The following is an 18,081-nucleotide window of genomic DNA, read 5'->3' on the forward strand; positions in this document are numbered from 1 at the left end:
AGGAATGTTGAGCGCTTTGTCGCTACCATGCCGCCCATGTCCGCCGCTCCGCCCGTTGCCGCACCTCCCGCCTTGCCGCTCGATGCCGAGGGCATTCTCGCGCTGGCCGCGCGTTCGATGTTTCATCTGTTTTCGAGCATCAGCCAGGGCATGTTCCTGGTCGACCGGAGCGGGCGCATCGTCTGGGTCAATGAAGGCTATCGGCGCTTCCTGCCGGCGCTGGGCTTTTCGTCGATCGACCAGTTCCTTGGCCACATGGTCGAGGACGTGATTCCCAACACGCAGATGCGGCGCGTGCTCGAGACCGGCGAGCCGATCCTCGTGGACCTGCTCACCAACAAGGCGGGCACCTTCGTCGTGAGCCGTATCCCGCTGCGCGAAGAAAACGGGGGCGGCGCGGGTGAGGTCATCGGTGCCATCGGCATCGTGCTGTTCGACCAGCCCGAAACCACGCTGCAGCCGCTCATCAGCAAGTTCGCGTTGCTGCAGCGCGACCTCGACGACGCGCGGCGCGAGCTCGCGAGCCAACGCAACAACCCGCTCTACCAACACGCGGCCGACGGGCAGCGGCGCTCCAAGCACACCTTCGCCAGCTTCATCGGCAGCAGCCCGGCCGCGGTCGAGGTCAAGCGCCATGCGCGCCGCGCGGCGCAGTCGGCGAGCCCGGTGCTGCTGCTGGGCGAGACCGGCACCGGCAAGGAACTGCTCGCGCATGCGGTTCATGCGGCGTCGTCGCGCGCCAAGGGTCCCTTCGTCAGTCTCAACATCGCGGCCGTGCCCGACACGCTGCTCGAAGCCGAGTTCTTCGGCGTGGCGCCCGGCGCCTTCACCGGTGCGGACAAGCGCGGCCGGGAGGGCAAGTTCAAGCTCGCCGACGGCGGCAGCCTGTTCCTCGACGAGATCGGCGACATGCCGCTCGGCCTGCAGGCCAAGCTGCTGCGCGCGCTGCAGGAGGGCGAGATCGAGCCGCTGGGTTCGAACAAGCTCGTGCCCTTCGACGCGCGCGTGATCGCCGCCACCTCGCGCGACCTGCCCGAACTCGTGCGGCGCGGGCAGTTCCGCGAAGACCTCTATTACCGCCTCAACGTGCTGCCGCTGCGCGTGCCACCGCTGCGCGAGCGGCGCAGCGACATTCCCGCGCTGGTCGAGGCGCTTGGCGAAGACATGGCGCTGCGCAGCGGCGAGGCGCCGCCCGAGCTCACGCCCGAGGCGCTCGCGCTGCTCGCGGGCCAGCACTGGCGCGGCAACATCCGCGAGCTGCGCAACGTGCTCGAGCAGGTGACGATGCGCAGCGACTCGCAGCGCATCGACGCCGCGCAGCTCGAACGCATCCTGCGCGAGGCGGGGCTGGAGCAGATCGCATCGCCGGCCACGCTGCAGAGCGCGCACCACGTCGACGAACGGGCGGCGCTGCTGAGGCCGCTGGCGCAGCAGGTGGCCGAACTCGAACGCAAGGCGATCGCGGCCGCGTTGGCATCGACCGGGGGCAACAAGCTCGCCACCTCGCGGCTGCTCGGCATTTCGCGCGCGACCTTGTACGAGCGCATGACGAACCCGCCCTGAAGCGGGCGCGATCCTCCGCAAAAACCCTGACTGGTGCGCAGACAACTGTCTGAATATCGGGCATATCAAGTGTCTTGAAATCAGTCGAATGCGCCTCTTCGCATTGGGGCCGCATTACAGATCAACGACTTAGCGGTTGGCACGAACTGTGCAATATTCAGTCACCTTTCAAGGAGACAAGAATGAACCGCCGCCACCACCTCATCGCCCTGGCCACCCTGGCCGCCTGCACCGCCGCCGCGCCCTCGTGGGCCCAGTCCAACCAGATCCGCATCGCCCACATCTACAGCAAGACCGGGCCGCTGGAGGCCTACGGCAAGCAGACCCAGACCGGTTTCATGATGGGCCTGGACTACGCCACCGGCGGCACCATGGCGGTCAACGGCAAGAAGCTCGTGGTGCTCGAGAAGGACGACCAGGGCAAGCCCGACCTCGGCAAGTCGCTGCTGGCGGCCGCCTATGCGGACGACAAGGCCGCGCTGGCCGTGGGGCCGACCGCCTCGGGCGTGGCGCTCGCGATGCTGCCCGTGGCCGAGGAATACAAGAAGATCCTGATCGTCGAGCCCGCGGTGGCCGATTCGATCACCGGCGACAAGTGGAACAAGTACATCTTCCGCACCGGTCGCAATTCGAGCCAGGACGCGATCTCCAACGCCGTGGCCGTGGACAAGGCCGGTGTCACCGTTGCCACGCTCGCGCAGGACAACGCCTTCGGCCGCGACGGCGTCAAGGCGTTCGGCGCCGCGCTCAAGAAGGCGAAGCTGGTGCACGAGGAGTACCTGCCGCCCGCGACCACCGACTTCACGGCCGGCGCGCAGCGCCTGATCGACAAGCTCAAGGACCAGCCGGGCCGCAAGATCATCTGGATCGTCTGGGCCGGTGCGGGCAACCCGTTCAAGATCGTCGACCTCGACCTGAAGCGCTACAACATCGAGATCGCCACCGGCGGCAACATCCTGCCGGCGATGGCGGCCTACAAGAACCTGCCGGGCATGGAAGGCGCGGCGTACTACTACTTCGGCATTCCGAAGAACCCGGTCAACGAGGCGCTGGTGTCGGCCCACTACAAGGAATTCAAGGCGCCGCCCGACTTCTTCACGGCCGGCGGCTTCTCGGCCGCGATGGCGGTGGTCACGGCGCTCAAGAAGACCGGCGGCGACACCGGCACCAACAAGCTCATCAACGCCATGGAAGGCATGAGCTTCGATACGCCCAAGGGCAAGATGACCTTCCGCAAGGAAGACCACCAGGCAATGCAGTCGATGTACCACTTCAAGATCAAGGCCGATCCGGCGTTCGCCTGGGGCGTGCCCGAGCTGGTGCGCGAGATCAAGCCTGAAGAGATGGAAATCCCGATCAAGAACAAGCGCTGAGCGATGCTCGAGACGCGCGACCTGACCATCCGCTTCGGCGGGCACGTGGCCGTGAACGGCGTGAGCTGCAGCTTTGCGCCCGGCACGCTGACGGCCATCGTCGGCCCGAACGGCGCGGGCAAGACCACGTACTTCAACCTGATCTCGGGCCAGCTCAAGGCGAGCGCGGGCGCGGTGTCGCTCGACGGCCAGGCCCTCGCAGGCCTGTCGCCGTCGGCGCGCACGCGCGCCGGGCTGGGGCGCGCGTTCCAGCTCACCAACCTGTTTCCGAACCTCACGGTGCGCGAGAACGTGCGCCTCGCGGTGCAGGCCACGCGGGACGGCGCGCACCGGCGCGGCCTGAATCTCTGGAGCATCTGGAGCGACCACCGCGCGCTGACCGACCGCGCCGAGCAGATCCTGGCCGACGTGGCGCTGGCGCCGCGCGCGCAGGACACGGTGGCGAGCCTGCCCCACGGCGACCAGCGCAAGCTCGAGGTGGCGCTCCTGATCGCGCTCGAACCCAAGGTGTTCATGTTCGACGAGCCCACGGCCGGCATGAACGCCGCCGAGGCGCCGGTCATCCTCGACCTGATCCGCAAGCTCAAGCAGGACCGGACCAAGACCATTCTGCTGGTCGAGCACAAGATGGACGTGGTGCGCGAACTGGCCGACCGGATCATCGTGCTGCACAACGGCACGCTGGTGGCCGATGGCGAACCGGCCGAGGTGATCGCTTCGCCGATCGTGCAGGAGGCGTACCTCGGCGTCGCGAAGGCGGTTGCCGCATGAAGACTTCCATGTTTTTCTCCCTCCCCCTCTGGGGGAGGGCAGGGGTGGGGGCAGGCGGCCTTCACACCGCCGCGGCCTTTCAAGCGCCGCATGCCCCCATCCAAACCTTCCCCCGGAAGGGGAAGGCGCAAGACCGATGACCACCGAAAATCTTCTCAGCCTCGAAGGCGTGCACACGCACATCGGGGCGTACCACATCCTGCACGGCGTCGACCTCGACGTGCCGCGCGGGCAGCTCACGATGCTGCTGGGCCGCAACGGCGCGGGCAAGACCACCACGCTGCGGACCATCATGGGCCTGTGGCAGGCGTCGGAGGGCAGGGTGCGCTTCGGTGAGCGCGACATCGGCGCGATGCGCACGCCGCAGATCGCCGAGTTCGGCATTGCCTATGTGCCCGAGACCATGGGCATCTTCTCCGACCTTACGGTGAAGGAGAACATGCTGCTCGCCGCACGCAGCGCGAAGAACGCGCAGCAGATGGACGACACGCGGCTGCAGTGGATCTTCAGGCTCTTTCCCGCAGTGGAAAAGTTCTGGAACCATCCGGCCGGCAAGCTCTCGGGCGGGCAGAAGCAGATGCTCGCGGTGGCACGCGCCATCGTCGAGCCGCGCGAGCTGCTGATCGTCGACGAGCCGAGCAAGGGCCTGGCGCCGGCCATCATCAACAACATGATCGATGCCTTCGGCGAGCTCAAGCGAAGCGGCGTCACGATCCTGCTGGTGGAACAGAACATCCACTTTGCGCAGCGCCTGGGCGACACCGTCGCGGTGATGGACAACGGCCGCGTGGTGCACAGCGGCGCGATGGCCGACTTCTCCGCCGATGCCCAGCTGCAGCAATCTCTCCTGGGCCTTGCGCTATGAAACTCGAACTCGACTGGAAGCCGCTGCTTCTCGCACCCGTGCTGGCGCTGGTGGCGCTGCCGCTCACGGGCTCGTTTTCGACCTGGCTCACGCTCACGGTGGCGGGCCTCGCGATGGGCATGATCATCTTCATCATCGCCTCGGGCCTCACGCTGGTGTTCGGGCTGATGGACGTGCTCAACTTCGGCCATGGCGTGTTCATCGCGCTCGGTGCCTTCGTGGCGAGCAGCGTGCTCGGCCTGATGGGCGACTGGACCGGCTCGCAGGAACTCTGGCGCAACCTCGTGGCGGTGTTTCCGGCCATGCTCGTGGCCATGGCGGCCGCGGGCGTGGTGGGACTGGCGTTCGAGCGCTTCATCGTTCGCCCCGTGTACGGCCAGCACCTCAAGCAGATCCTCATCACGATGGGCGGCATGATCATCGGCGAGGAGCTCATCAAGGTGATCTGGGGCCCGGCGCAGGTGCCGCTGCCGCTGCCCGAGGCGCTGCGCGGCTCGCTCTTTGTGGGCGAAGCGGCCATCAGCAAGTACCGGCTGCTCGCGGTGGCGGTGGGCGTGGTGGTGTTCGGCGTGTTGGCTTGGACGCTCGGGCGCACCAAGATCGGCCTCCTGATCCGCGCCGGCGTGCAGGACCGCGAGATGGTCGAGTCGCTCGGCTACCGGATCGGCCGGCTCTTCGTGGGCGTGTTCGTCGCAGGCAGCGCGCTCGCGGGGCTCGGCGGCGTGATGTGGGGGTTGTTCCAGCAGAACCTCGTGCCGCAGATGGGTGCGCAGGTCAACGTGCTGATCTTCATCGTGATCATAATCGGCGGGCTCGGCTCGACCGGCGGCGCGCTGCTCGGCGCCTTGCTCGTCGGGCTCATGACCAACTACGTCGGTTTCCTGCTGCCTGCGCTGACGCAGTTCGCGAGCATCTTCCTGATGGTGGCGGTGCTGCTGTGGCGGCCGCAGGGCGTGTACCCGGTGGTGAACCGTTGAGAAGAAAAAGAAGAACAACAACGAGACCGCCATGTTCCTGAAACGACTCCTTTCCAACGACATGCCCCGAAGCCGCCTGCTGGCGCTGCTGCTGGTGGCGTTGTTCGTCGCGCTGGCGTTCGCGCCGTTCATCTTCCCGGGCGTGAAGGCGCTCAGCGTCGCGGCCAAGATCCTGGTGTTCGTAGTGCTGGTGGCGAGCTTCGACCTGCTGCTGGGCTACACGGGCATCGTGAGCTTCGCGCACACCATGTTCTTCGGCATCGGCGCCTACGGCATCGCGATCTCGGCCTCGCGGCTTGGGTCGACCTGGGGCGCGATGCTCACGGGCATCGGCGCGGCGCTCGCGGTGTCGCTGGCGCTCTCGCTGGCGATCGGCCTGTTCTCGCTGCGGGTGCGCGCGATCTTCTTCGCGATGATCACGCTCGCCGTGGCCTCGGCCTTCCAGACGCTGGCGTCGCAGCTCTCCGAGTTCACGGGCGGCGAGGACGGGCTCACGTTCAGGCTGCCCGAGCTGCTCTCGCCGAGCTTCGAGTTCGCGGAAGAACCTTTCCTCGGCGTTTCGCTCGACGGCCGGCTGCTGTGTTACTACCTGCTGTTCGTCGCCGCCGTGGTGCTGGTGCTCGCGCTGCTGCGCATCGTCAACTCGCCGTTCGGCCGCGTGCTGCAGGCGATCCGCGAGAACGAGTTCCGCGCCGAGGCCATCGGCTACCGCGTGGTGGTGTACCGCACCACGGCCGCGGTGCTGTCGGCGCTCTTCGCCACGCTCGCGGGCGCGATGCTCGCGATCTGGCTGCGCTACAACGGGCCCGACACCTCGCTGAGCTTCGAGATCATGATCGACGTGCTGCTGATCGTGGTGATCGGCGGCATGGGCACCATGTATGGCGCGGCGATCGGCGCGGTGCTGTTCGTGGTGGCGCAAAGCTACCTGCAGGACCTGCTGCGCATCGGCAGCGAGGCCGCGAGCGGTCTACCGTGGCTGGCCGCGCTGCTGTCGCCCGACCGCTGGCTGCTGTGGCTCGGCGTGCTGTTCGTGCTGTCGGTGTACTACTTTCCGACCGGCATCGTCGGCAAGCTCCGGGCGAGGGCTGCGCGATGATGAATGCACGGTCGCACTATGCGCAGCTCGCGGGCCTCGAGGTGCACTGGCTCGAATGGGGCGAGGTCGATGCGCCCGCGGTCATCGCCTGGCACGGCCTCGCGCGCACCTGCCGCGACATGGACGAACTGGCGCAGCACTTTGCAGCGCGCGGCTTCCGCGTGATCTGCCCCGACACGATCGGCCGCGGCCTGAGCCAGTGGAGCACTCGGCCCGACGAGGAATACAAGCTCTCGTTCTATGCCCGCATCGCCCATGCGCTGTGCGACGCGCTGGGCCTGGAACGTGTGCACTGGGTCGGCACTTCGATGGGCGGCGCGATCGGCACGGTCTGCGCGTCGGGCCTGTTCGATCCGCGCATGAAGGCGCGCATCGCGAGCCTCACGCTCAACGACAACGCGCCCGAGCTCGCGCAAGCGGCGATCGAGCGCATCCGCGCCTATGCGGGCCAGCCGCCGGCGTTCGATACCGTGGCCGAGCTCGAGGCCTTCTTCCGCACTGTCTACAAGCCGTACGGCTGGCTCAGCGATGCGCAGTGGCGCCGACTGACCGAGAGCTCCACGCGCCGCCTGCCCGATGGCCGCGTGACGCCGCACTACGACCCGGCAATGGTCCGCCAGTTCAGCGCCGAGGCCGACGACTACCTGATCTGGCCGCACTACGACGCGATCGACGTGCCGGTGCTGTGCCTGCGCGGCGCCGAGTCGGACCTGGTGCTGCCCAAGGTGACCGAGCGCATGCAGCGTCGCGGTCCCGGTGCGCTGGGGCTGTTGAAGGTGGTTGAAATAAAGGGGTGCGGCCACGCGCCCGCGCTCAACGTGCCCGAACAACTGGGGCTCGTCGAAGGGTTTATCCGCGCCGCGACCCGCTGAGTCTGTGCCGGCCGGAGAATCGCCGCCGATCACAACCCACGAGGACTGCACACCATGGCGCTTTCGATGTACGACCTGTCCGTTCCGGTTTTTTCGCGCGGGCTCGGCCAGCTCATCCACTTGCTCGACAAGGGCCTGGGCCACGCCCGGGCCCACGACATCGACCCGCAAACGCTCGTCGATGCCCGGCTCGCGCCCGACATGCTCACGCTCGCGGGCCAGGTGCAGCGCGCGAGCGATGCCTCGAAGCTCGGCGTGGCGCGCATCGCCGGCATCACGGCGCCGAGCTTTGCCGACGAGGAGACAACGTACGACGAACTGCTGGCACGCATCGCGAAGACGCAGGAGTTTCTGGCCACCGTGGACCGCGCGCTGATCGACGGTCACGAGGACCGGCCCGTGACCATCAAGACGCGTGAGGGCGAGGCGCATTTCACGGCCGAGCGCTACCTGCTGCAGTTCGCGCTGCCCAACTTCTTCTTCCACCTGACCACGGCCTACGGCGTGCTGCGCCATCAGGGCATGCCGATCGGCAAGATGGACTATCTCGGCAGGTTCTGACCCTCGGCCGCGGACCGTGTGGGCCAGCCTGCAAGGTTGCGCTCGGCGATGCCCGCGAGCGCTTCGATCCACGCGGGGCTGTCGTTGAGGCAGGGGATGTAGCTGAACGATTCGCCGCCCGCATGCAGGAAGGCCTCGCGACCCTCCATGGCGATTTCTTCGAGTGTTTCGAGGCAGTCCGCCGGAAAGCCGGGGCACACCACGTCGACGCGCTTCACGCCGCTGGCGCCGAGTTCGCGCAGCGTCGGCTCGGTGTAGGGCTCGAGCCATTTGGCGCGGCCGAAGCGCGACTGGAAGGTCACGCGGTAGCGTCCCTCCGGAAGGCCGAGCCGCGCGGCCAGCAGGCGCGCGGTCGCCAGGCAGTGCGACTGGTAGGGATCGCCGAGCGCGATGTTGCGCGCCGGGATGCCGTGGAAGCTCATGAGCAGCACCTCGCCGCGGCCCTCGGCCAGCCAGTGCTCCTCGATGCCGAGCGCGAGCGCCTCGATGTAGGCGGGGTCGTCGTGGTACGCATTGACGAAGCGGAACTCGGGAATGCGGCGCTGCCTGCGGCTCCAGTCGGCCACGGCATCGAGCACGCTCGCGGTGGTGGTGGCCGAATACTGCGGATAGGCCTGCAGCACCAGCACGCGCGCCACGCCTGCGGCCTGCAGCGCATCGAGCCTCGACGCGATCGACGGGCTCGCATAGCGCATGGCGTCGTCCACGGCCACGTGGTGGCCCTGGTCGCCGAGCCGCCCCGCGAGCAGCGCGGCCTGCCTGTGCGTCCACACCTTCAGCGGCGAGCCTTCGGGCATCCAGATGCTCGCGTACTTGGCGGCCGATTTGGCGGGCCGCACGCGCAGGATGATGCCGTGCAGGATCGGCGCCCACAGCAGCCGGGGAATCTCGACCACGCGCGGGTCGCCGAGAAACTCCGCCAGGTAGGGCCGCACGGCGGCCGCGGTGGGGGCATCGGGCGAGCCCAGGTTGCACCAGAGCACGGCGGTGCGCGAAGGGATGGAGGCGGGGTTCCCAGGGTCTTGAGGCATGCGATATTCTCGGGCATGACCACCGCCTCCAAGGCGCTCGCGAGCGTCGAACCCCTCGACCTCCAGCGCATTTCCGCCATCTCGCTCGATCTCGACGACACCCTCTGGCCGATCTGGCCGACCATCGAGCGCGCCGAGGCGGTGCTGCATGAATGGCTGCTGCGCGAGGCGCCCAAGACCGCCTCGCTGCTGCTCACGCCGGGCGTGCTGCGCGAACTGCGCGAAGCCACCGCCAAGGAGCGCTCGGACCTCGCGCACGACCTCAGCGCGCTGCGGCGCGAATCGATCCGCGCCGCGCTGAGGCAGGCCGGCGAAGACGCGGCGCTGGCCGATCCGGCTTTCGATGCCTTCTTTGCCGAACGCCAGCGCGTGACGCTTTACGACGATGCGCTGCCGGCGCTGCGGTGGCTCAGCGAGCGCTATCCGCTTGTGGCGATCTCGAATGGCAATGCCGACATCCACCAGACCGGCGTCGGCCGCTGGTTCCGCACCGCGTTCAACGCCCGCGCCTTTGGCAGCGGCAAGCCGCATGCGCCGATCTTCCGTGCCGCGGCGGCCTCGGTGGGGCTGCTGCCGAAGGACGTGCTGCACGTGGGGGACGATGCCGAACTCGACGTGGTGGGCGCCCTCAACGCGGGCATGCAGGCGGCGTGGCTGGTGCGCGACGAGCGCCCCTGGGTGCATGGCGCCCGGCCGCAGCTGATCGTGCCGAACCTGCACGCGCTCTGCGTGGCGCTCGGCGCCTAACTGAAGACCGGCCTGAAGAAGCTGCGCTCGTAGCTCAGGAAGCAGCGCGTCTCCTCGGCGTACCGGAAGGCGGCCTGGCATTCGGCGTCCTGCATCGAATCGGCGCGGTACTGCTCGTACCGGGCCAGGCTCGGAAAGCTGAACATCGCGAGCGCCACGTTGTTCGCGCCTTCCGATGGCAGGAAGTAGCCATGGTGGCGGCCGCCGAATTTCTCGACCAGTGGGATCCACAGCTTGCCGTAGTGCTCGAATTCCTTGAGCTTGTAGGGATCGACGATGTAGCGCAGGTAGCAGGTGACCATGGTGGTTTGCGTGGTGGAGAGAGGTGGGGTCAGTCGAGGCCGAAGTGCGCGCGCAGCGCGTCGCAGAACGCTTGCGTACCGCCGAGGGAGAAGGTCACCGTGTCGAGCCCGGGTGCTTCGCGGGTCTGCTGCAGGTCGAAATCCCAGGCTGCGCCGTCGTCCAGTGCGCCGCGCGCATCGGGAAACGTTTCATCCGCCCAGGCCAGCACCTGCGCCACCTCGGCGAGCACTTCGGCGTTCTTGTCGGGCGCTGTGGTGGCCATGGCGTCGAAGGTCCCGTGGCCTTCGGTGTCTTCGCTGTAGTCGAAATCGAGGTAGCGCAGTGGCGTCATGGGTTCACAGCTTTTCAAGTGCCTTGGCGGCGGCCAGCCCGCTGCGGACTGCGCCTTCGAGGGTAGCAGGGTAGGGGCCTTCGATGTAGTCGCCGCAGGCCTGCAGGCCCGGTGCGATGTGCATCGGCGGCCGCGCGAGCGCCGGGGTGCAGGCGAAAGTGGCGCGTTTCTCGACCACGGTCTGCACGACCGAAAGCCCCGCCTGGCCGAGCTGCACGGCCGCCTGCGCAAGCACCTGCGCCTCGAGCCTGTCGCGCGGCGCCTCGTTGGCGCTCACGACGAAGGCCAGCACGCCGGCGGGTCCGCCGAGCTGGCCGCGGTCGAACACGAACTGCGCGGGCGCCGTGGCGGGATCGCTGCGCAGCGCGAGCATCGGTGCCGCGAGCGGCGCAGCGCCGCGCACATAGACCGTCGCGATGGCCTCGAAGCGCAGGCCTTCGGTGGTGTCGCACCAGTGCCCGGCCGGCTCGCCGCTGGCGCGCACGAGCCGCGCGGCGTCCCAGGGCGCGCAGGCGAGCACGACCTCGTCGAAGGCGTCGTCGTCGACCCGCCATGCGCCGGCCTCGCGGGCGATGGTGCGCACGCGCGCGCCGATGCGCAGCATGGCGCCATGCGCGGCGAGCCAGCCGAGCGCCGCATCGGGAAAGAGCGCGCCGAGATCGACGCGCGGCAGCAGCAGGTCGGCACCGCCGCGGCCGCTGAAGAGCGCGTCATGCAGCACGCGCAGGAACACCTCGCCGCTCGATTGGTCGACGGGGGTGTTGAGCGCGGACACGCACAGCGGCGCGATCAACTCTTCCATCACGCGCGGCGTGAGGCCGCTGCAGAGCGCGGCGACCGTCGTGGCCGGGGCGCAGCGAAATCCGCCGAGGCGCCAGCGCAGCGCGGTGCGCAGCAGCGTCGATTTGTCCTGCGCGGTCCAGCCGCGCGCCGTGAAGATGCCCGCCAGCAGGTCCAGCGGCGGCGGCAGCCGTGGCAGTGCCAGTCCGCCGCCGTCGGCGAAGCGCAGTGACAGCGGCGTGCGCAGGAGCGCGCGCCCGAGGTCCACGCCCACGTCGCGCATCAGCGCGAGCGTGGCGGTGTAGGCGCCGATCAGGATGTGCTGCCCGTTGTCGAGCGCCATGCCATCGAGGCGCTCGACGCGCCGCGCGCGCCCGCCCGGCATGGCCGCGGCTTCGAACAGCGTGACCGCGTGGCCCGCGCGCGTGGCCTCGATCGCGCAGGCCAGGCCGGCCCAGCCCGCGCCGACGACGGCGATCCTCATGAGGGCGTCACACCCGGCCCAGCGCCTGGACCTTCCACGCGAGCCAGAACTTGCGCACCGGCGTGAGGCTCACGCGCTGGTGCAGCACCTGGAAGTCGTCGCGCTCGATCTCGCGCAGCAGCGTGCGGTAGATGCTCGCCATCATGAGCCCGGGCTTCTGTGCGCGGCGGTCGGCCACGGGCAGCAGCGCGAGCGCCTCGTCGTACGCCGCGTGCGCGCGTTCGGCCTGGAACTTCATCAGCGCCACGAAGCGTTCGGAATGCACGCGGTTCAGGATCTCGTGCGCCTTGACGTCGAACTTCTGCAGCTCGTTGACCGGCAGGTAGATGCGCCCGCGCATCGCGTCCTCGCCGACGTCGCGAATGATGTTGGTGAGCTGCAGCGCGAGGCCCAGCTTGTGCGCATAGGCAGTGGTGCCGGGATCGCTCTGGCCGAATATGCGCGCGGCGACTTCGCCCACCACACCGGCCACGAGATGGCAGTAGCGCGCGAGGCCCGGAAAGTCGAGGTAGCGGGTCTGGTCGAGGTCCATCTGGCAGCCGTCGATCACCTCGTCGAGCCGGGCTGCCTCGATGCCGTAGGCGGCGGCATGCGGCATCAGCGCCTGCATCACCGGATGGCGCGGCGTGCCCGCAAACGACTGCGCCACCTCGGTCCGCCACCAGGCCAGCTTGGTGGCGGCCACGCCGGGATCGCTGACCTCGTCGACCACGTCGTCGATCTCGCGGCAGAAGGCATAGAAGGCCGTGATCGCGGCACGGCGCGGCTTGGGAAGAAAGAGGAAGGCGTAATAGAAACTGCTGCCCGAGGCGGCGGCCTTGTCCTGGACGTACTGCTCGGGGTTCATCGGTGGGGCGCTTTCATGGCCGGCCATTGTCTCCGCATCCGGAGCGCACGCCATGCCAGCACGGGGGCATCGGACTTGCCGATCGTCGGGCGCTGCGAGAAGGTGTCGAAGCCCAGGTCCTCGATCTTGTCGAGGATGCGCAGCCCGCCCTGCACCACGAAGCGCAGTTCCCAGCCCGCGCGTCCCGGCAGTCGGTGCACCAGCGGGGCGCCCTGCAGCATCAGCTCGCGTGCCCAGGCGCATTCGACGGCGACCAGGTTGATCGCCTCCTGCGGCGGCGGCGCATCGGCCAGCGGCAGGAAGACCTTGAACTGCTCTGGTGCGAGGCCGCGCCGTGCGCAGTCGCCGCGCGGGAAATAGAAGCGGCCGCGCGGCAGGTCGACGCTCGGGTCCTGCCAGAAGTTGATGAGTTGCAGCGCGCTGCAGATCGCGTCGCTCTGCGCGAGCGAGGCCGCGTCGTGCACGCCGTACAGATGCAGCAGCAGCCGGCCGATGGGGTTCGCCGAGCGGCGGCAGTAGTCGAGCAGCTCGGCGCGGTCGGCGTAGCTGCCGCCGTCGCGGGTCTTCTCGATGTCCTGCATGAAGGCGCTCAGCAGGTCGCCGAGCAGCGCCTCGGGCAGGCCGAATGCCGCGATGCTGTGGGCCAGGGGGCCGAACACCTCGGGCCAGCGCGAAGCGGCGCGCGGGCTGGCGGGCTGCGCGGCGGCGATGGCGAGTTCCTCGCGGTAGGCGTGCAGGTCGGCGAGCCGTTCCGCGGGCGAGGCGTCGCCTTCGTCGGCGATGTCGTCGGCGGTGCGCGCGAAGTGGTAGATCGCTGCGATCGGCGCGCGCAGATGCGGCGGACACAGCCACGAAGCCACCGGGAAATTCTCGTAGTGGTCGGGCGGGGGGGCGAGGGCGGAAGGATCGGGCACGCGGCGATTGTCCGCGAGCCGCATGGCGGTTCTCGGGTACCCCTTCGTGGCGATTGACAGTGCCGGACGATTCCCCTAGATTACTAACCGGTGGGTCAGTAATGGCCCGGTTCGACCTTCTTCTGGGTGTCTCATGACCGCCTCCTCCGGCCTTCCTCCTCTTGTGCGCAGTGCTGCCTGGCTGCTGCTTCCCGCGTTGATCCTGGCCGGCTGCTCGCGGCCGGAGCCCGTCGAGGAGCCCGTGCGTGCGGTCAAGGTGGTGACCGTCGGTGCCAGCGACTTCGACACCCAGCCGGAGTATTCGGGCGAGGTGCGCGCGCGCGTCGAATCGCGCCTCGGCTTCCGCGTGGCGGGCAAGATCACGCGGCGCCAGGCCGAGCTCGGCCAGCACGTGCAGGCGGGCCAGGCGCTGGCCCAGCTCGATCCGCAGGACTACCGGCTCGCGGCCGATGCGGCCCGCGCGCAGCTGGCGGCGGCGCAGACGAACCGCGATCTTGCCGCGGCCGATCTCAAGCGCTACCGTGAATTGCGCGCGCAGAACTTCATCAGCGGTGCCGAACTCGAGCGCCGCGAATCCACCTGGAAGTCCGCGCAGGCGCAGTTCGAGCAGGCGCAGGCCCAGCTCGCATCGCAAGGCAACCAGGCCAGCTACACCACGCTGGTGGCCGACGTGGCCGGCGTGGTGACGGCCGTCGAGGCCGAGCCCGGGCAGGTGGTACAGGCCGGCACGCCGGTGGTGCGTATCGCGCAGGACGGTGCACGCGACGTGGTGTTCGCGGTGCCCGAAGACCGCGCCGGGTTGATCAAGCCCGGCTCGCCGGTGACGGTGCGCGGCTGGTCGGGCGGCAGCGAGCTCGCGGGCCAGGTGCGCGAGGTGGCGGCCAGTGCCGACGCGGTCACGCGCACGTACGCGGTCAAGGTGGCGATCGACGCGGCCGCGTCGCCGCCGCTCGGCGCCACCGTCTATGCGCGTCCGCAGGCGCTGGCGCGCACGGGCACGCCGGTCATCAAGCTGCCGACCAGCGCGCTGCGCCAGGAGGGCAAGGGCAGTGCGGTGTGGGTGCTCGACCGGCAGACCATGACCGTGCGCTCGCAGCCGGTGCAGGTGGCCACGGCCGACGGCAACGAGGCCGTGATCGGCGGCGGGCTGACCCCGGGCATGACGGTGGTGGCCGCGGGCGTGCATGTGCTCTCGCCCGGGCAGAAGGTCACGATCTACCAGTCGAAGGAAGAGGCTGCCGCGGTCGCCAACGCCAACGCGACGGCGCCACAGCCGCCGGTGCCCGTCGCGGCGACGAAGAAGGAAGCCGCAGCGGGTGTCGCCAAATGACGCAGCCCGCGGCCACCCCCGACGCCCACAAGCCCGCCGGCTTCAATCTTTCGAAATGGGCGCTCGACCATGCGCCGCTCACGCGCTACCTGATGGTGGTGCTGATGGTGCTGGGCGCCTTTGCGTACTTCCAGCTCGGCCAGGACGAGGACCCGCCGTTCACCTTCCGCGCCATGGTGGTGCGCACCTACTGGCCTGGCGCAACGGCGCAGCAGGTGGCCGAGCAAGTCACCGACAAGCTCGAGCGCACGCTGCAGGAGGCGCCGTACGCCGACAAGATCCGCAGCTACTCGAAGCCGGGCGAGTCGCAGATCATCTTCCAGATCAAGGATTCGTCGGAGGCCTCCGAGGTCGCGAACGTCTGGTACACGGTGCGCAAGAAGATCGGCGACATGCGCGCGACGCTGCCGCCGGGCGTGCAGGGGCCGTTCTTCAATGACGAGTTCGGCGATGTCTATGGCGTGATCTACGCGCTCGAGAGCGAAGGCTTCAGCTACGCCGAACTCAAGACCATGGCCGACGACGTGCGCCAGCAACTGCTGCGCGTGCCGGACGTGGCCAAGGTCGAGCAGTTCGGCGTGCAGGACGAGAAGGTCTACATCGAGGTCTCGCAGAAGCGGCTGGCGCAGCTCGGGCTCGACTTCAACGTGGTGCTGCAGCAGCTCGGCTCGCAGAATGCGGTCGAGAGCGCGGGCGCGATCCAGTCGCCGCTCGACGTGGTGCAGGTGCGCGTGGGCGGGCAATTCACCAGCGTCGAGCAGTTGCGCGAGATGCCGATCCGCGGGAGCTCGGGCAACCAGCTGCGGCTCGGCGACATCGCCGAGATCCGGCGCGGCTACGTCGATCCGCCGGCTGTCAAGGTGCGCCACCAGGGCAAGGAAGTCATCGCGCTCGGCGTCTCGATGGCCAAGGGCGGCGACATCATCGCGCTCGGCGACGCGCTGCGCACCACCGCCGTGCAGATCGACCGGCAACTGCCGGCCGGCGTCAAGCTCGCGCAGGTGCAGGACCAGCCGGTGGCGGTGGCCAACTCGGTCAACGAGTTCGTCGGCGTGCTGATCGAGGCCGTGGCCATCGTGCTTGCGGTGAGCATCATCGCGCTCGGCCTGCACAAGGGCGGGCGCTTCGGCTGGTACATCGACATGCGCCCGGGGCTGGTGGTGGCGATCACGATCCCGCTCGTGCTGGCCGTGACCTTCCTGGCCATGGACTACTTCGGCATCGGGCTGCACAAGATATCGCTGGGCTCGCTGATCATCGCGCTCGGGCTCCTGGTGGACGATGCGATCATCGCGGTCGAGATGATGGTGCGGAAGATGGAGGAGGGCTACGACAAGGTGCGCGCCGCGACTTTCGCCTACGACATCACCGCCAAGCCGATGCTGACCGGCACGCTGATCACAGCCGCGGGCTTTCTGCCGATCGGCCTGGCGAAGTCGGTGACGGGCGAATACACCTTCGCGATCTTCGCGGTGACGGTGATCGCGCTTGTGCTCTCGTGGATCGTCTCGGTGTACTTCGTGCCGTACCTGGGCACGCTGCTGCTCAAGGTGAAGCCGCACGATCCGAATGCGCCCCCGCACGAGCTGTTCGACACGCCGTTCTACAACCGCTTCCGGCGCGCCGTGGACTGGTGCGTGCAGCACCGCTGGCTGACCATCGGCGCGACGGTGCTGATCTTTGCGCTCGGCATCGTGGGCATGGGCCGGGTGCAGCAGCAGTTCTTCCCCGATTCGAGCCGTCCCGAGATCCTGGTCGACATCTGGTTTCCCGAAGGCACCTCGTTCGCCGCCAACGAGGAGGTCGCCAAGCGCGTCGAACAGCGCATGATGAAGGAAGAGGGCGTGAAGACGGTCAGCACCTGGGTCGGCTCGGGCGTGCCGCGCTTCTACCTGCCGCTGGACCAGGTCTTTCCGCAGAGCAACGTGTCGCAGTTCATCGTGCTGGCCAGCGACCTGAAGGTGCGCGAGCGCCTGCGCATGTCGCTGCCGACGATGCTGGCGCAGGAGTTTCCCGAGGTGCGTGGGCGCGTCAAGCTGCTGCCCAACGGCCCGCCGGTGGCGTACCCGGTGCAGTTCCGCGTGATCGGCAACGACCCCGCCGAGCTGCGTGCGCGCGCCGACGAGGTCAAGACCGTGTTGCAGGCGAATGCCAACATGCGCGGCGTGAACGACAACTGGAACGAATCGGTCAAGGTGATCCGGCTCGAGATCGACCAGGCCAAGGCGCGTGCGCTCGGGGTGACCAGCCAGGCCATCGCCCAGGCGTCGCGGGTCATGTTCTCGGGCACCACGGTGGGCCAGTACCGCGAGAACGACCTGCTGATCGACATCGTGCTGCGCCAGGCGGCCGACGAGCGCCAGGCGATCTCGGACATAGGCAATGCGTACCTGCCGACCGCCTCGGGGCGTTCGATCCCGCTCACGCAGATCGCGCGGCCGGTGTTCACCTGGGAGCCCGGCGTGATGTGGCGCGAGAACCGCAACTACGCGATCACCGTGCAGGGCGACGTGGTCGAGGGCCTGCAGGGCGCCACCGTGACCGAGCAGCTGCTGCCCGAGCTGCGCCGCATCGAGGCCGGCTGGCATGCCGCCGGACTCGGTAGCTACCGCATCGAGGTGGCGGGCGCGGTCGAGGAAAGCAGCAAGGGCTCGGACTCGATCGTGGTGGGCGTGCCGATCATGCTGTTTCTGGTGTTCACGCTGCTGATGCTGCAGCTGCACAGCTTCAGCCGTTCGCTGCTGGTGTTCATCACCGGCCCGATGGGCATCGCGGGCGTGGCCGGTGCGCTGCTGCTGCTGAATCGTCCGTTCGGTTTCGTGGCGCTGCTGGGCGTGATCGCGCTGATGGGCATGATCCAGCGCAACGCGGTGATCCTGATCGACCAGATCGAGCATGACCGCGCGGCCGGCGTGCCGGCCTGGAACGCGATCGTCGAATCGGCTGTGCGGCGCCTGCGGCCGATCGTGCTGACCGCGGCGGCGGCGGTGCTGGCGATGATCCCGCTCTCGCGCAGCGTGTTCTGGGGCCCGATGGCGGTGGCGATCATGGGCGGCCTGATCGTGGGCACCGTATTGACCCTGCTGGCGCTGCCGGCAATGTACGCCGCCGCATTCCGCGTCAAGCGGGCGCCAGAACAGGGTCCGATTAGCGTTTAAAATGCGCGGTTGACCGATTTCAGGCGGACGGTCTTTGGGTCTCGGCATGCCGGGGCACCAGGGCCGTCCGCCTTT

17 protein-coding genes are annotated in these 18,081 nt (G+C 68.7%); 11 read left to right on the plus strand and 6 right to left on the minus strand.

What is annotated here, in order from left to right; all coding sequences use genetic code 11:
• Nucleotides 1–36: 36 nt before the first annotated feature.
• The 8 genes from AC3A6R_RS03725 to AC3A6R_RS03760 all read left to right on the plus strand — a co-directional run bounded on the left by AC3A6R_RS03725 (nt 37) and on the right by AC3A6R_RS03760 (nt 8,081).
• Complete coding sequence (locus tag AC3A6R_RS03725; protein WP_487863793.1) at nt 37–1,563, plus strand: sigma-54 interaction domain-containing protein; 1,527 nt, start codon at nt 37–39, stop codon at nt 1,561–1,563.
• Between the two features lie 182 nt (nt 1,564–1,745).
• A complete protein-coding gene (locus tag AC3A6R_RS03730; RefSeq protein ID WP_487858966.1) occupies nt 1,746–2,936 on the plus strand; it encodes a substrate-binding domain-containing protein in 1,191 nt (396 codons plus the stop codon).
• A gap of 3 nt (nt 2,937–2,939) precedes the next feature.
• The gene (locus AC3A6R_RS03735; protein ID WP_487863794.1) at nt 2,940–3,707 is read left to right on the plus strand and encodes an ABC transporter ATP-binding protein; all 768 of its coding nucleotides are present in this window, start codon (nt 2,940–2,942) and stop codon (nt 3,705–3,707) included.
• 136 nt (nt 3,708–3,843) lie between these two features.
• Entirely contained in the window at nt 3,844–4,572 is a 729-nt protein-coding gene (locus AC3A6R_RS03740) for an ABC transporter ATP-binding protein (RefSeq protein ID WP_487863795.1), read from the plus strand.
• Complete coding sequence (locus AC3A6R_RS03745) at nt 4,569–5,549, plus strand: branched-chain amino acid ABC transporter permease (RefSeq protein WP_487863796.1); 981 nt, start codon at nt 4,569–4,571, stop codon at nt 5,547–5,549. The genes AC3A6R_RS03740 and AC3A6R_RS03745 overlap by 4 nt, the downstream gene beginning before the upstream one ends.
• A 31-nt stretch (nt 5,550–5,580) precedes the next feature.
• Nucleotides 5,581–6,648 carry a branched-chain amino acid ABC transporter permease gene (locus AC3A6R_RS03750; protein ID WP_487863797.1) on the plus strand — a complete coding sequence of 356 codons (1,068 nt, stop codon included), beginning with the start codon at nt 5,581–5,583 and terminating at the stop codon, nt 6,646–6,648.
• The gene (locus AC3A6R_RS03755) at nt 6,648–7,520 is read left to right on the plus strand and encodes an alpha/beta fold hydrolase (protein ID WP_487863904.1); all 873 of its coding nucleotides are present in this window, start codon (nt 6,648–6,650) and stop codon (nt 7,518–7,520) included. Before AC3A6R_RS03750 ends, AC3A6R_RS03755 begins: the two co-directional genes overlap by 1 nt.
• A gap of 54 nt (nt 7,521–7,574) precedes the next feature.
• The gene (locus AC3A6R_RS03760) at nt 7,575–8,081 is read left to right on the plus strand and encodes a DUF1993 domain-containing protein (RefSeq protein WP_487863798.1); all 507 of its coding nucleotides are present in this window, start codon (nt 7,575–7,577) and stop codon (nt 8,079–8,081) included.
• On the opposite strand, the gene hemH is transcribed toward AC3A6R_RS03760, so the two are convergent.
• On the minus strand, nt 8,063–9,112 hold the full coding sequence (gene hemH, locus AC3A6R_RS03765; protein ID WP_487863799.1) for a ferrochelatase: 1,050 nt from the start codon (nt 9,110–9,112) through the stop codon (nt 8,063–8,065). The genes AC3A6R_RS03760 and hemH overlap by 19 nt on opposite strands.
• A 15-nt stretch (nt 9,113–9,127) precedes the next feature.
• On the opposite strand from hemH, the gene AC3A6R_RS03770 reads away from it, so the two are divergent.
• Nucleotides 9,128–9,859: an HAD family hydrolase gene (locus AC3A6R_RS03770; protein WP_487863800.1), complete on the plus strand. Its 732-nt coding sequence runs from the start codon at nt 9,128–9,130 to the stop codon at nt 9,857–9,859.
• On the opposite strand, the gene AC3A6R_RS03775 is transcribed toward AC3A6R_RS03770, so the two are convergent.
• From AC3A6R_RS03775 to hpnC, 5 genes are read right to left on the minus strand one after another with little or no spacing between them, the layout of a single operon-like run.
• Entirely contained in the window at nt 9,856–10,161 is a 306-nt protein-coding gene (locus tag AC3A6R_RS03775; RefSeq protein ID WP_487863801.1) for an NIPSNAP family protein, read from the minus strand. The genes AC3A6R_RS03770 and AC3A6R_RS03775 overlap by 4 nt on opposite strands.
• A 29-nt stretch (nt 10,162–10,190) precedes the next feature.
• Nucleotides 10,191–10,493 carry a hypothetical protein gene (locus AC3A6R_RS03780; protein ID WP_487863802.1) on the minus strand — a complete coding sequence of 101 codons (303 nt, stop codon included), beginning with the start codon at nt 10,491–10,493 and terminating at the stop codon, nt 10,191–10,193.
• A 4-nt stretch (nt 10,494–10,497) separates the two neighbouring features.
• Nucleotides 10,498–11,757 (minus strand): hydroxysqualene dehydroxylase HpnE, encoded by a 1,260-nt coding sequence (gene hpnE / locus AC3A6R_RS03785; protein ID WP_487863803.1) that lies wholly within the window; start codon nt 11,755–11,757, stop codon nt 10,498–10,500.
• Nucleotides 11,758–11,764: 7 nt separating this feature from the next.
• Nucleotides 11,765–12,604, minus strand: a complete 840-nt coding sequence (gene hpnD, locus AC3A6R_RS03790) for a presqualene diphosphate synthase HpnD (protein WP_487863804.1) — start codon at nt 12,602–12,604, stop codon at nt 11,765–11,767.
• The gene (hpnC, locus tag AC3A6R_RS03795) at nt 12,601–13,542 is read right to left on the minus strand and encodes a squalene synthase HpnC (RefSeq protein WP_487863805.1); all 942 of its coding nucleotides are present in this window, start codon (nt 13,540–13,542) and stop codon (nt 12,601–12,603) included. The genes hpnD and hpnC overlap by 4 nt, the downstream gene beginning before the upstream one ends.
• Before the next feature lie 109 nt (nt 13,543–13,651).
• On the opposite strand from hpnC, the gene AC3A6R_RS03800 reads away from it, so the two are divergent.
• Nucleotides 13,652–14,848: an efflux RND transporter periplasmic adaptor subunit gene (locus AC3A6R_RS03800; RefSeq protein ID WP_487863806.1), complete on the plus strand. Its 1,197-nt coding sequence runs from the start codon at nt 13,652–13,654 to the stop codon at nt 14,846–14,848.
• Nucleotides 14,845–18,006, plus strand: coding sequence for an efflux RND transporter permease subunit (locus AC3A6R_RS03805; protein ID WP_487863807.1), 3,162 nt, complete (start codon nt 14,845–14,847; stop codon nt 18,004–18,006). Before AC3A6R_RS03800 ends, AC3A6R_RS03805 begins: the two co-directional genes overlap by 4 nt.
• The last annotated feature ends 75 nt before the right edge of the window (nt 18,007–18,081 follow it).

The sequence above is a fragment of the Variovorax sp. Soil_C_19 genome, from assembly GCF_057657255.1.

Bases quoted from the DNA above. Each gene is read 5' to 3' on its own strand.
- AC3A6R_RS03725 (WP_487863793.1), top strand. From the start codon at position 37: ATGTCCGCCGCTCCGCCCGTTGCCGCACCTCCCGCCTTGCCGCTCGAT.
- AC3A6R_RS03730 (WP_487858966.1), top strand. From the start codon at position 1,746: ATGAACCGCCGCCACCACCTCATCGCCCTGGCCACCCTGGCCGCCTGC.
- AC3A6R_RS03735 (WP_487863794.1), top strand. From the start codon at position 2,940: ATGCTCGAGACGCGCGACCTGACCATCCGCTTCGGCGGGCACGTGGCC.
- AC3A6R_RS03740 (WP_487863795.1), top strand. From the start codon at position 3,844: ATGACCACCGAAAATCTTCTCAGCCTCGAAGGCGTGCACACGCACATC.
- AC3A6R_RS03745 (WP_487863796.1), top strand. From the start codon at position 4,569: ATGAAACTCGAACTCGACTGGAAGCCGCTGCTTCTCGCACCCGTGCTG.
- AC3A6R_RS03750 (WP_487863797.1), top strand. From the start codon at position 5,581: ATGTTCCTGAAACGACTCCTTTCCAACGACATGCCCCGAAGCCGCCTG.
- AC3A6R_RS03755 (WP_487863904.1), top strand. From the start codon at position 6,648: ATGAATGCACGGTCGCACTATGCGCAGCTCGCGGGCCTCGAGGTGCAC.
- AC3A6R_RS03760 (WP_487863798.1), top strand. From the start codon at position 7,575: ATGGCGCTTTCGATGTACGACCTGTCCGTTCCGGTTTTTTCGCGCGGG.
- hemH (WP_487863799.1), bottom strand. From the start codon at position 9,112: ATGCCTCAAGACCCTGGGAACCCCGCCTCCATCCCTTCGCGCACCGCC.
- AC3A6R_RS03770 (WP_487863800.1), top strand. From the start codon at position 9,128: ATGACCACCGCCTCCAAGGCGCTCGCGAGCGTCGAACCCCTCGACCTC.
- AC3A6R_RS03775 (WP_487863801.1), bottom strand. From the start codon at position 10,161: ATGGTCACCTGCTACCTGCGCTACATCGTCGATCCCTACAAGCTCAAG.
- AC3A6R_RS03780 (WP_487863802.1), bottom strand. From the start codon at position 10,493: ATGACGCCACTGCGCTACCTCGATTTCGACTACAGCGAAGACACCGAA.
- hpnE (WP_487863803.1), bottom strand. From the start codon at position 11,757: ATGAGGATCGCCGTCGTCGGCGCGGGCTGGGCCGGCCTGGCCTGCGCG.
- hpnD (WP_487863804.1), bottom strand. From the start codon at position 12,604: ATGAACCCCGAGCAGTACGTCCAGGACAAGGCCGCCGCCTCGGGCAGC.
- hpnC (WP_487863805.1), bottom strand. From the start codon at position 13,542: ATGCGGCTCGCGGACAATCGCCGCGTGCCCGATCCTTCCGCCCTCGCC.
- AC3A6R_RS03800 (WP_487863806.1), top strand. From the start codon at position 13,652: ATGACCGCCTCCTCCGGCCTTCCTCCTCTTGTGCGCAGTGCTGCCTGG.
- AC3A6R_RS03805 (WP_487863807.1), top strand. From the start codon at position 14,845: ATGACGCAGCCCGCGGCCACCCCCGACGCCCACAAGCCCGCCGGCTTC.